Origin of the sequence: Pseudomonas sp. CF161, assembly GCF_000416215.1 — a bacterium.
Classification (GTDB): domain Bacteria; phylum Pseudomonadota; class Gammaproteobacteria; order Pseudomonadales; family Pseudomonadaceae; genus Aquipseudomonas.
The window spans coordinates 1-12,841 of record NZ_ATLP01000125.1; the positions used below are offsets into that span (position 1 = coordinate 1).

A 12,841-nucleotide genomic window follows, 5' to 3' on the forward strand; every position below is an offset into this window, starting at 1 on the left:
CCCGGCGTCGTCCATGCCGCCGACAAACGCGCCACGGCCACGTCGGCTGCTACGGGCCTGGCGTTTGCTGGCCGGGGTGATCAGCGCCCGCAACCCGGCAAAGCTGTCGGCATTGACCAGGCCGGCCCCCACCAGCTCCTGCAGGGCAATCTCCAGTTCGCTGCGCAGCAGGTGGGCCTCGTGCACCAGCTCATCGAAAAACAGTGCCCCGTGCTGGCTCAGGGCGGCATGCACCTTTTGCGCCTTGGGTGACAGTTCATGGCTCTCGGGCGGCGCGGTGAGTGAACTCCAGAGCGGCACCTGGGCCCGGGGCAGCAGGACCACTGGCGTGCTGCGCAGCGCGCTGCCGCTGAAGCTGGGCTGGGCGCTGAGGCGGCTCCACACCAGCTTGCCGCTGCGGCACAGTTCGTCGAGCCAGGTGGCGGAATAATCCTTGAGCCGCGCCGGCAACAGGTCGCTGTCCCAGGCCGAAGCCGCTGCCGGGTAGCCTTCCAGCTGGCCGACCACTTGCGCCAGCATGGCGCTGCCCTGGCCCCGGGTGTCGGCAGACAGGTGCTGCCAGTCGAATAGAAAACGCATGAAATCCTGCAACGCCACCGGTTCGATTTCCCGGCGCAGGCGCTTGACCGTGTAGCGATGAATGCGCGCCAACAGGTGCCGTTCACACCATTGCGCCTCCTCGGTGCCGGGGCTGAAATGCCCGCGCAGCACGTAGCCCTCGCTTTCCAGTTGGGCCAGGGCCTGGGCGATGGCCGAGGGCGGCATTGGCAGGGGTGCGGCGATCTGCTCCAGGGTCAGCGGGCCAAAGCCGCCCAGGCGCGCGCGGAGGATTTCCACCCGTGCCGCGTCGGCGTCCCAGGGCTGGTCAAAACCCGGCAGCGGGGCCAGCGCCGGCTGCGCGCGAGCCTCGGGGTACAGCGCTTGCAGGCACACCAGGCGCTCCCGGGCGACCCACAGGGCGTGGCCCTGGCCGAGTTGCAGGCAACTGGCTCGGCCCTGCTCGGCCAGGTCCTGCAACCACTGCGGCCATTGCGGTTGGGCCAGGGCCTCGCCGACGCTGATCGTGCCCAGGCTCATCAGCGCTTCGTGCATTTCATCGGCATTGGCCGGCAGCGGCCAGGCCTCGTCGCGCACGCTCTGGATCGCTTCGGGGTCCAGGGCGCCGAGGTCGTCGCTGGCTTGCGGGTCGCTCCAGCGCCGGTTGAGCACGGCCTGGGTCCGGCGCTCTTCGAGCGGCGCATCGTCGAGAAAGGTGTAGGGCTTGGCGTTGAGGATTTCTGCGGCCAGGGGCGAGGGCGCCGGCAAGTCGCGGCTGATCAGGCGCACCTGCCCCTGCTCGATGCGCCGCAGCAGCGCCAGCCAGCCTTCGCTGTCCATGGCTTCGTGCAGGCAATCGTCGAGGGTCTGTTCCACCAGCGGGTGGTCGGGGATTTCCCGCTCGCCGGCGAGGTTTTCCAGGCAGGCGATCTGGTCGGGAAAGACGCTGGCGATCAGGTCTTCGCTTTTCATGCGCTGGATCTGCGGCGCCACTTTGCGCCCGCCGGTAAAACGCGGCAGCGCCATGGCCACCCCGGCGTTCCAGCGCCAGCGCACCCCGAACAGCGGCGCATCGAGCACCGCCTGGATCAGGATGTGCTCGGCGCTGTGGCTGTGCAGGTAACGCCAGACCTCGTCGAGCTCGAAGCTGTGGCTGGTGGACAGCGACAGCACGATCGCGTCCTCGCTGGCCGCCGCCTGCAATTCGAAGTTGAAGGTGCGACAGAAGCGCTTGCGCAGGGCCAGGCCCCAGGCGCGGTTGATCCGGCTGCCGTAGGGCGTATGGATAATCAGTTGGGTGCCGCCGGACTCATCGAAAAAACGCTCCATGACCAGGGTGTCCTGGGACGGCAACGCGCCGAGGGCCAGCCGCGCCCGGGCCAGGTATTCCACCAGTTGCTCGGCGCTGGCGAGGTTCAGGCCCAGGTGTTCGGTGAGCCAGTCGAGGCTTGGTTGCAAGTCGCCGGGGCTGGCGGCCAGCAAGGTGTCGAGTTGCCCCAACAGGCGCGCCACGGCCTGGGACAGCTCGGCACTGCGCCCCGGCGTCTCCCCCAGCCAGAAAGGGATGGTCGGCGGCTGGCCCTGGGCGTCCTCGACCCGCACCCGGCCCGGTTCGACCCGCAGGATGCGGTACGAGGTATTGCCCAACTGGAACACGTCGCCGGCGATGCTCTCGACCGCGAAGTCTTCGTTGACGCTGCCGATGTTCAGCGCCTGGGGTTCGAGCAGCACGCTGTAGTCGGCGTTGTCGGGGATGGTGCCGCCGCTGGTCACCGCCGTCAGCCGGCTGCCCCGGCGCCCGCGCAAGGTGCCGCCCACGGCGTCGCGATGCAGGTAGGCGCTGCGGATGCCCTGGCGTCCGTTGTAGCCTTCGGCGAGCATTTTCAGCAGGGCCTGGTAATGCGCGTCGTCGAGGGCGGCATAGGGCGTGGCCCGGCGAATCATCTGCAACAGCGCCTGCTCCTGCCATTCCTGGCAACTGACTTCGGCAATGATCTGCTGCGCCAGCACGTCCAGCGGAGCCACGGGGATGTGCAGGGTGTCCAGTTCGCCACGACGCACACAGTCGAGCAGGGCCGCGCATTCGATCAAGTCGTCGCGGGACAGGGCGAATAGCCGGCCTTTGGGGGTGCCGCCGACCTGGTGCCCGGAGCGCCCGACCCGTTGCAGGAACGCGGAGATGGAGCGCGGCGAGCCGATCTGGCACACCAGGTCGACCTCGCCGATATCGATCCCCAGCTCCAGTGAGGCGGTGGCGATCAGTACCTGCAGTTCGCCGCGCTTGAGCCGCTGTTCGGCATCCAGGCGCTGTTCCTTGGCCAGGCTGCCGTGGTGCGCGGCTACCGCCTGCTTGCCCAGGCGCTCGCTCAAATGCCGTGCCAGGCGTTCGGCCAGGCGCCGGGTATTGACGAAAATCAGCGTGGTGCGGTGTTCCCGCGCCAGTTGGGCCAGGCGCTCATACACCCGCTCCCAGACATCGTTGGCCATCACCGCCGACAGCGGCACCGGGGGCACCTCGATGCCCAGGTCCCGGGGGCGTGCATGGCCGATGTCAACCATGGCGCAGGGCCGCTGGGTGCCGACCAGGAAGCGCGATACGGCCTCGATCGGCTTTTGCGTGGCCGACAGGCCGATGCGCATCAGCGGTTCGGCGCACAGCGCTTGCAGACGCTCCAGGCTCAGGGCCAGGTGGCTGCCGCGCTTGCCGGCGGCGATGGCGTGGATTTCATCGACGATCACCGTGCGCGTGCTGGCGAGCATGCGCCGTCCGGAGTCGGAACCCAGCAGCACGTACAGCGATTCCGGGGTGGTCACCAGGATGTGCGGCGCATGCTTGCGCATGGCGCTGCGTTCTTTCTGCGGGGTGTCGCCGGTGCGCACGGCGGTGCTGATGCGCAGCTCGGGCAGGCCCATGGCGCGCAGCTGTTCGGTGATGCCGGCCAGGGGGTTCTGCAGGTTGATCTGGATATCGTTACTCAGCGCCTTGAGCGGCGAGACGTACACCACCAGGGTCGCGTCCGGCAGCTCGCCGCCTTGTTCCAGGCCACGCCAGACCAGGTCGTCGAGCACCGCGAGGAACGCGGTCAGGGTCTTGCCGGAGCCGGTGGGCGCGGCGATCAGGGTCGACTGGCGCTGGCGAATCAGCGGCCAGGCCTGCGCCTGCGCGGCGGTGACCGCGGGAAAGGTGGCGTTGAACCAGGCGCTGACGGCGGGGTGGAAGCCGGCCAGGGCGTTGTCCGCGGAGTGGGGAAGATTCATGGGCTGAGTTATGCGGTCGCTTCAAGTCACTTGCAAGGCCCGCCGGGCGGCCTGGGCGGCACACCGGGCATGGCTGCGGCTACAAGGGTGATTTTTTCGGGTAAGGTGCCAACGGCTTGGCGCGTGTTTACTTTATCCGTGACGGTTGCGCCACAAACCCGCAAAATGCAACGATTCCGGCAATTCTCGATGGCTGAACCCGCGGGTTTGGCCGACTCAAACCATCGTTCCGAACAGACTGGGCCTGCTGACTCTATGCGAATGCGCCTTATGTTACTGGGCGGCGGAAATGCCCTTGGGCAGGCGCTGATTCGCCTGGGTGCGGAGGAAGACATCGGCTTCCTCGCCCCCCGTCCGCCGCAAGACGGCTGGGACGCCGCGAGCCTCACGCAACTGCTCGACGACACCCGCCCGGATGCCTTGATCAACCTTGCGTACTACTTCGACTGGTTTCAGGCGGAGGCCGTGCCCGAGGCACGCCTGGCCGGCCAGGAACGTGCTGTCGAGCGGCTGTCCGAGCTGTGCCAGCATCACAACATCATTCTTGTGCAGCCTTCGAGCTACCGGGTCTTCGACGGTTCGCGGGCCACCGCCTACAGCGAAAAAGACGAACCCGTCCCCCTGGGGCTACGCGGCCAGGCCTTGTGGCGGATCGAGCAAAGCGTGCGCGCCACCTGCCCGCAGCATGTGCTGCTGCGTTTTGGCTGGCTGCTCGACGACAGCGCCGATGGCACCCTCGGGCGCTTCCTGGCCAGCGCCGAAACCGCTGAAGAACTGTTTATGGCCGATGACCGGCGCGGCAACCCGACGCCGGTGGACGATGCGGCACGGGTGATTATCTCGGTGCTCAAGCAACTCGATTGCGCCGCGCCGCTGTGGGGCACTTATCACTACGCCGGCCACGAGGCGACCACCACATTGGCCCTGGGCCAGGCGGTGCTCACCGAAGCGCGCCAGCAACACCCTCTGGCCATCGAGTCGCCCACCGCCCAGGCCCACGCCGCGCGGCCGGACGCCGCCGACGAGCCGCAGCACGCGGTGCTGGCCTGCAAGAAAATTCTGCACACCTTCGGGATCAAGCCCCGCGCCTGGCGCGCCGGGCTCCCGGCTTTACTGGATAGGTATTACCGACATGGCTGATGATCGCCCTGTACTGATCACCGGCGGTGCCGGTTTCATCGGCTCGCACCTGAGCGATGCGCTGCTGGCCAAGGGCTACGCGGTGCGTATCCTCGATAACCTGTCGACCGGCAAGGTGCAGCAACCTGGCACTGGGTAACCCGCGCCTGGAATTGATCGAAGGCGATGTTGCCGACGCGGCCCTGGTGGCCCGGGCTATGGTCGGTTGCCAGGCCGTGGCCCATCTGGCGGCCGTGGCCTCGGTGCAAGCCTCGGTGGACGATCCGGTGCGCACCCACCAGAGCAACTTCATCGGCACCTTGAACGTCTGCGAAGCCATGCGTGAGGCCGGGGTCAAGCGCGTGCTGTTCGCTTCCAGCGCGGCGGTCTACGGCAACAATGGCGAAGGCCATTCGATCGACGAAGACACGCCCAAGGCACCCTTGACGCCCTACGCTTCGGACAAGCTGGCCAGCGAGTACTACCTGGATTTCTACCGGCGCCAACATGGGCTGGAGCCGGCGATCTTCCGCTTCTTCAACATCTTCGGCCCACGCCAGGATCCGTCCTCGCCGTACTCCGGGGTGATCAGCATTTTCTGCGCGCGCGCGCAGCAGGGCCTGCCGATCACCGTGTTCGGCGACGGCGAGCAGACCCGCGACTTCATGTATGTCGAAGACCTGGTCAGCATCCTGATCCAGGCGCTGCAAGCCGATCAGCCGGCCCCTGGCGCGGTCAACGTCGGCCTCAGCCGTTCCACCAGTCTCAATGACCTGATCGGCGAACTGGGCCGCGCCACCGGCAGCCCCTTGACCGTGATCCACCACGCGCCACGTCTGGGCGACATTCGCCACTCGCGCGCCAACAACGCTCGCCTGCTCGAGCGCTTCACCCTGCCAGCACCGACCTCCATCGGCGATGGCCTGGGGCAACTGATCCGCAGCTTGTAACTCGGTCCGTCACATCAGCCGAGACATCCACGTATCGGCTCAGTCATCTCAAGAGTGAGTTATGGAAAACGTTTTTCGCGGGACGCACTTCTGCTCGGCCATCAAACGCCTTCTGGCTGCCCTGACGCTCTGTTTTACCGGCGCGGCGGTGCATGCCGCGGCCCCGCTGGCACCCTCCAGCGTGGCGTTCTGGTACGCCGATAAACCGCCACTGCCGGAGCTGGCGCAATTTGACTGGGCCGTGGTCGAGCCGGGGCACATGGCGGCCGCGGATGTCAAAACCCTGAGTGGAATGGGCAGCCAGCCGTTCGCTTATCTCTCGGTGGGTGAGTTCCACGGCGGCAAGCGTGAGCTGGACCAGCAAGCCCTGGGCGGCGCCGTCAGCCCGACGCGCAACAAGGCCTGGAACAGTCAGGTGATGGACCTGGCGGCACCGGCCTGGCGCGAGCACCTGTTCGCCCAGGCCAAGGCGCTGCAGGCCCAGGGTTATGCCGGTCTGTTCCTCGACACCCTGGACAGTTTTCAGTTGCTGGCGGCCGCAGACCAGGAAGCCCAGCGCCTGGCCCTGGCCAGTTTCCTGCGGGAGCTGCATCAGCGCCAACCGGCCCTGAAGCTGTTTTTCAACCGTGGTTTCGAGGTGTTGCCGGAGCTGGATGGCGTGCCTGCGGCGGTCGCTGTGGAGTCGATCCACGCCGGTTGGGATGCTTCGGCCAAGCGTTATCGCCCGGTCCCGGAAGCGGATCGCCAGTGGCTGGAAACCCACCTGCAACCGCTGCGCGCCAAGGGTATCCCGCTGGTGGCCATCGACTACCTGCCGCCGGAACGGCGTGAAGAGGCGCGCAAACTGGCGTCGCGCCTGCGCGACGAGGGCTTCATCCCTTACATCGGCACCCCGGACCTGGATTCCCTGGGCATCAGCAGCATTGAAGTGCAGCCCCGGCGTATCGCCCTGGTGTTCGACCCGCGGGAAGGCGACCTGATCCGCAATGCCGGGCACACCCTGCTCGGCGGCTTGCTGGAATACCTGGGCTATCGCGTGGATTACCTGGCGGCCGATGCACTGCCTGAGTACAGCTTCAGCGGCCTGTACGCTGGCGTTCTGACCTGGATGACCAGCGGTGCGCCGCAAGACAGCCAGGTGTTCAACCGCTGGCTCAACAAGCGCCTCGACGAGCAGGTGCCGCTGGTGTTTTTCGCCGGCCTGCCGGTGGAAGACAAGGTCCTGCTCAAGCGCCTGGGGCTTGAACGCTCCGCGCCGCCGGCGACCCAGGCGTTGCAGATCACCTACCAGGACAAGGCCCTGATCGGTGCGTTCGAAGCACCGGTGCAGCCTCGCTCCCGTGACCTGACCGCCATCTCTCTGTTGCCCAAAGGTCCCAAGGCCGCGTTGCTGCTCAAGGGCGCGGGCGGCCAGGAATTTGCGCCGGTGGCGGTCGCGGCGTGGGGTGGCCTGGCGCTGGCGCCTTATGTTCTGGAAGTGAACAACGAGCGCAGCCGCTGGATTCTCGATCCGTTTGCTTTCCTCCAGGCGGCCTTGCGCCTGCCGGTGCAGCCGCGCCCGGACACCACCACCGAAAACGGTCGGCGCATTGCCACGGTGCACATTGACGGTGACGGTTTTCCTTCGCGCGCCGAGGTCCGGGGTACGCCCTATGCCGGCAAGCAGGTGCTGGATGATTTCATCCGTCCCAACCCGTTCCTGACGTCGGTGTCGATCATCGAAGGCGAGATTTCCCCGCGCGGCATGTTCCCGTTCCTGGCCCGGGAGCTGGAGCCGATTGCCCGGGATATTTTTGCCGACCCGAAAGTTGAAGTCGCCACCCACACCTTCAGCCATCCGTTTTTCATGCAGCCGGAAGTGGCGAAGAAGCGCGAAGGTTTCAACCCTGAGTACGGCTTGAAAATGGCCATCCCGGGCTACGACAAAATCGATTTTCGGCGTGAGGTCTTCGGTTCGCGGGACTACATCAACCAGCACCTGACCACCCCCGAGAAACCGGTCAAGCTGGTGTTCTGGCCGGGTGACGCCTTGCCTGCGCCGTCGACCATCAAGCTGGCCTACGACGCCGGGCTGAAGAACGTGAACGGCGCCGAGACCATGCTGACCCGCGCCAACCCTTCGCTGACCGGGCTCAACCCGCTGCTGCGTCCCACCGAAGGCGGCTTGCAGTATTACGCGCCGATCATCAACGAGAACCTCTACACCAACCTGTGGAAAGGCCCGTACTACGGCTTTCGCGATGTGATCGACACCTTCGAGCTGACCGACAGCCCACGGCGCATGCGCGGCCTGCACCTGTATTACCACTTCTATTCCAGCACCAAGCAGGCCTCGATCAAGGCCATGAACGAGATCTACGGCTACATGAAAGGCCAGCAGCCGATCTCCCTGTGGATGAGTGATTACCTGGATCGCCTGCACGGCCTGTACCAGTCCAGCCTGGCCCGCACCGCCGATGGCGCCTGGCAGGTACGGGGCATGGATGCCTTGCGCACCCTGCGCCTGGACCCGCAGATGGGCTGGCCGGACCTGGGCCGCTCCAGCGGTATCGCCGGGGTGCGCGATTTGCCCCAGGGGCGATATGTGCACTTGAGCAGCGACCGTGCGTTGCTGGTTTTGCGAGCCGATCGCGACCCGCGTCCGGCCCTGGAGGAAGCCAACCTGCCGCTGCAGGAATGGCGCTACCTGGATGAGCGCCGGGTGAGTTTCTCTTTTGCCGGCCAGGTCGATTTGAGTTTCTCGGTACGTGCGCCTGGCGCCTGCCGGGTTGAAGTCGACGGCCAGCGTTTCGCGGGTCAGGGGTCTGCCGGCCTCTGGCATTTCCAACTTCCCATGAAGCAGGTGAGTCATGCCCAACTCCTCTGCAACTGAAAACAGTCGGCTGCTCAACCCCTGGGCACTGGTGGTGGTCGCGGTCGCCGTGGGCGGCCTGTTGTGGCTGACCTTCCAGCGAGAAGAACTGTTCGAGCCCGATGGCCGACAGCCCGACGCCGTGTCGGCCAATTACGCCGAACTGCTGCTGGCTGCGCACCCGGAAGATGACCGCCTGCGCTTGCAACTGGTGGACCTGTTGATCCAGTTGGGCGACTACACCAAGGCCCGACAGAACCTGGACAGCTGGGCCCATCCGCAGCCGACGCTGCTCGCGTATTACCAGCTGGAAATCGACACCCTGGTCGCCGCCAGCAGCCACGAGCCGGGCGCCGCAAAGGGCCTGCTGGAGCGCCTGCAGGCCTTCGACCATCGCCAGTTGCCACTGCCGCAATTGCAACGCCTGGCCAAGTTGGCGCTGAGCCTGCAAGCCCCGGCGTTCGCCGCCGGGGTTTATGAAGAACTGGCCGGGCGCGACCCGCAGCAGCGTACCGAATCGCTCAAATCCGCTGCCCAGTGGTACCTGGCGGGGGAGGAGCCGGGCCGTGCCGCGGACATCTACCTGTTGCTCAAGCAGGACAGCCAGCAACCCGAAGAGCGCCGTCGCTACGCGCAGCTGGCTTTCAACAGCCTGCTGGCCGCCGGGCGTGGCGAGCAGGCGGCGCAGGTATTGGCCGATGAACTGGACCAGCTCACCAACCCGGAAACCGACGCGGCCTGGCTGGAGCAGGGCGTGGATGTGGCCGTGGCCAACAAGCGCTTCGACCTGGCGCAGTGCCTGGTGCAGCAATGGCGCACCTTGCAGCCGGATAACCCGCGGATCCTGGCCAAGGACTTCACGATGCGCCTGGCCCTGGGCGACCTCGACGGCGCCTGGAGTGCCGGCCAGCAACTGCTGGCGGTTCACCCGGATGACCCCGAGCTGCTGGAGCAGATGGGCCACCTTGGCGAATGGCGGGGCCAGACCTATGAGGCCCTGGGGTACTGGATCCGCCTGCTGGCGCTGCGTGAAGACCCGCAGACTCGCGAGCACGCCTGGCGCCTGGCGAGCCAGCAGTTCGACTTTGATCGCAGCATCCCGTTGCTGGCCGGCATCATGGACCAGCGGGCGCTGACCGACGTCGAGCTCGATGCGCTGATCTACGGCCATGAATCCCGTGGCACCCCGGAGCAGGCCCAGGCCTGGCTGCAGACCTATCTGCGCAAGTACCCGAAACACCGCCTGGCCTGGACCCGCCTGCTGCAGAACCTGGAAAACACCGGCCAGTTCGCAGCCAAGACCAAGGCCTACAGCGGCATGTCGAGCCGCTTTGCCCTGACCAGCACCGAGCGCGTCGACTGGGCCAACACCTGGCTCAAGCTCTTCGACAATCAGGCCGCCTGGAAGGTGTTGCAGGTGGATAACCGCAAGATCACCGACGACAGCTACTGGCGTACCCGCGCGGCACTGGCCTGGGACCTGGAGCTGGATGATGAGCTGCAGGGTTCCCTGGAAAAACTGCTGGCGCTCAAGGGCTCGCTGAACAGCGGCGATGAGAGCCAGTTGATCACCCTGTATCGCACCAGCGATCCGCAACGAGCCTTGGCCCTGATGGTGGCCGGCTGGCAGCGCAGTCATGATCCGCAGCGTCTGGTGGAAGCTTTGCAGCAAGCCCAGGAGCTGCAGGACTGGCCGCAGGTGGCCGCGTTGATCAAGGACGCCGAGCAGTACCCGGCGGTCTACGATCAGGCCCAGGTGCTGGCGGCGCGCGGTGCCCTGGCGATGCAGCAGGGGCAGTTCGACGAGGCGCAGCGCCTGTACCTGTCGGGCCTGGCCCGATTCCCCTACGACAACCTGTTTCGCGAGCGGTTGATGTGGCTGTATGTCGATCAGGGCCGGGTCGAGCAGCTCAAGCCATTGCTCAGCCAGTGGCGGACTCAGGCGCGGCAGGACCGGACCCTGTGGCTGCCATTCGCCAGCGCCAGCCAGATGCTCGGCCGCAACAGCGAGGCCCTGGCCTGGTATCGCCTGTACCTCAAGGGCAGCCCCAACGACTGGCTGGTGCAGGCGGCCTATGCCGATGCCCTGGACGGCGCCGGTTATCAGGACGCGGCCCAGCGTTTGCGGCTCAAGCTGTTGCGCAGCCCCGAGGGTGACAACCTGCAACCGCAATCGCCGCGCTACGGGATCTGGCTGCGCCTGGTGGCCAGCAGTTACTCGCCGCGCAAGGCCCAGCAGCAGGTGCTGAAGTGGCAGGACGGTTCGCCGGCCATGCTGCAACTCTGGTTCGACCGCTTGCTGGCGCGCCTCGACGCGACCAACCAGGAAGCGCAAAAGGATCAATGGCTGGCCTGGGCTCGCCAGCAAGGCCTGAAGGTCGAGCGCTATGAGCAGATCCAGGAAGCCCTGCGCAGCCGCAATACGGCGCAGGTCGAAACCTTGCTCGCCAGCACTGACCTCAACCCGGCCCAACGGGCCCAGGCCCTGAGTCGCCTGGGGCGTGACGGCGCGGCCCTGGACGTGAGCCTGTCGGCCCTCGGTGATGAGCAGCCCCAGGCCGTACGCGAGCAGTTGCGACGCCAGGCCGTGGAGATCCACGAGCGCACGCCCCAGGGCGCGCAACTGTCGTGGCAGGAGCAGGACTACGGCGGGCTGGAGTTCAACGCGCCGCGCCTGCGGGTTGCACGCAACCTGGGGGACCAGTGGTACGCCAACCTGGTCCTGGAGCAGGGCACCTATAACAGTGACCAGCTGATTTCTTCGCGCCTGGGCCAAGAGCGCAATGGTGAACTGACCTTGCAGCGTCAGGTGGAGAACGGCAGCTACAAACTGATCGCCGATACCAGCCAGCGCCGGGACGATGACCGCAATGGCCTGGGGCTCAGCCGCACTTGGCAACTGGGCGTCAGCGATGAGCTGGAGACCGGGGTCGACTGGCACCGCAAGAGCGAAGACAGCGGGCTGATGCGTGCTTTCGGCCAGCACGACAGTGTCTGGCTGGCCGGGCGCCATGGGTTGTCTGCCCGTGACCAACTGAGCTGGGAAGTGGCGCAGAAGTCGTTTTCCACCCGGGGTGGCGACTCCCTGGGCCAGGGGCAGGCGTTGAAGATGGAATACAACCACACCCTGGAATTCGAAGGGCCGAACTGGACCCTGCGCAGCGGTATCGACTACCAGCACAACCGGGTCGACAACCGCACCCTGGACGATCTGGCCAGTGGCAACGGTGGCCCGGTGAAGAACCCGGACGACCCGCTTGAGTCGCCCACGGTGCTGGCCAGTGATCTGCTGCAAAGCCGTTACGGCCAGTTGTATGTGGGCAGTTCGTGGCGGCGTGGCATGCCCGGCGCCTTGAACCGCACGCGCCCGCAATACACCTGGCTGGTGGATGTCACGGCCGGCTGGCAGTGGTTCGATAGAAGTTTCAACTACGGCCTCAGCACCGGTGTCGGTGTCGAGATTCTTGGGGATGACGAACTGGCCCTGACCCTGGGCTACCAATCTGCGCCACAAGGCGGCGACGGGCAGTCCGGCGGCATCCTGGGTGTGAGCTACGGCGTGCGTTTCGGACGCTGATCATGGAATGTCTACAGGAGATAAAACCTATGCAATCAATTCGTAACCTGAGCCTGGCGCTGGCCGCCCTGCTCATGGCCGGTTGCGCCAGCTTCACCAGCGAAACCAGCCCGGGCCTGCCGCGCAATGCACAGTGGGGCATCGTGCCGATGGTCAACTACTCGCAGACGCCCCAGGCCGGTGAACGCAGCGAGCAGATTCTGCTCAGCGTGCTCAGCAGCCATGGCGTGCAGCCGCAGGTCTATCCGGTCTCGACCCAGGGCGAGCAGGCGCTGATGGATGACAACGAGCGCCTGGCCGGTGCCCTGGATTGGGCCCGTGAGCAGAAGCTCGATTACGTGGTTGCCGGCAGTGTCGAGGAATGGCAGTACAAGAACGGTCTGGACGGCGAACCGGCGGTGGGCATCAGCCTGCGCGTGCTGGAAGCCGGCACCGGCCGTGTGCTGTGGAGCAAGAGTGGCGCGCGCGCTGGCTGGTCCCGTGAAAGCCTGGCCGGCACTGCGCAAAAGGTGCTCGGCAAACTTGTTGGCGCCCTTCGGTTCGAGTGAT

5 protein-coding genes and 1 pseudogene are annotated in these 12,841 nt (G+C 66.2%); 5 read left to right on the forward strand and 1 reads right to left on the reverse strand.

The window, feature by feature from the left end:
- Nucleotides 1–3,795: DEAD/DEAH box helicase (locus CF161_RS29185; RefSeq protein ID WP_020300232.1), on the reverse strand; the 3,795-nt coding region annotated here is incomplete at its 3' end.
- Nucleotides 3,796–4,050: 255 nt separating this feature from the next.
- On the opposite strand from CF161_RS29185, the gene CF161_RS29190 reads away from it, so the two are divergent.
- The 5 genes and pseudogenes from CF161_RS29190 (at nucleotide 4,051) to CF161_RS29210 (ending at nucleotide 12,840) form a co-directional block, all read left to right on the forward strand.
- On the forward strand, nucleotides 4,051–4,935 hold the full coding sequence (locus CF161_RS29190) for a sugar nucleotide-binding protein (RefSeq protein WP_043230831.1): 885 nt from the start codon (nucleotides 4,051–4,053) through the stop codon (nucleotides 4,933–4,935).
- Nucleotides 4,928–5,864: pseudogene (locus CF161_RS29195) on the forward strand (NAD-dependent epimerase/dehydratase family protein). The gene CF161_RS29190 and the pseudogene CF161_RS29195 overlap by 8 nt, the downstream one beginning before the upstream one ends.
- Nucleotides 5,865–5,925: 61 nt before the next feature.
- Nucleotides 5,926–8,736 (forward strand): bifunctional glycoside hydrolase 114/ polysaccharide deacetylase family protein, encoded by a 2,811-nt coding sequence (locus CF161_RS29200; protein WP_020300234.1) that lies wholly within the window; start codon nucleotides 5,926–5,928, stop codon nucleotides 8,734–8,736.
- Nucleotides 8,714–12,292 carry a tetratricopeptide repeat protein gene (locus CF161_RS29205; RefSeq protein WP_020300235.1) on the forward strand — a complete coding sequence of 1,193 codons (3,579 nt, stop codon included), beginning with the start codon at nucleotides 8,714–8,716 and terminating at the stop codon, nucleotides 12,290–12,292. The genes CF161_RS29200 and CF161_RS29205 overlap by 23 nt, the downstream gene beginning before the upstream one ends.
- A gap of 29 nt (nucleotides 12,293–12,321) precedes the next feature.
- On the forward strand, nucleotides 12,322–12,840 hold the full coding sequence (locus CF161_RS29210) for a hypothetical protein (protein ID WP_020300236.1): 519 nt from the start codon (nucleotides 12,322–12,324) through the stop codon (nucleotides 12,838–12,840).
- Nucleotide 12,841 lies beyond the last annotated feature (1 nt).

Coding starts and splice junctions, on each gene's coding strand:
- CF161_RS29210 (WP_020300236.1), top strand. CDS start 12,322: ATGCAATCAATTCGTAACCTGAGCCTGGCGCTGGCCGCCCTGCTCATG.
- CF161_RS29190 (WP_043230831.1), top strand. CDS start 4,051: ATGCGAATGCGCCTTATGTTACTGGGCGGCGGAAATGCCCTTGGGCAG.
- CF161_RS29200 (WP_020300234.1), top strand. CDS start 5,926: ATGGAAAACGTTTTTCGCGGGACGCACTTCTGCTCGGCCATCAAACGC.
- CF161_RS29205 (WP_020300235.1), top strand. CDS start 8,714: ATGCCCAACTCCTCTGCAACTGAAAACAGTCGGCTGCTCAACCCCTGG.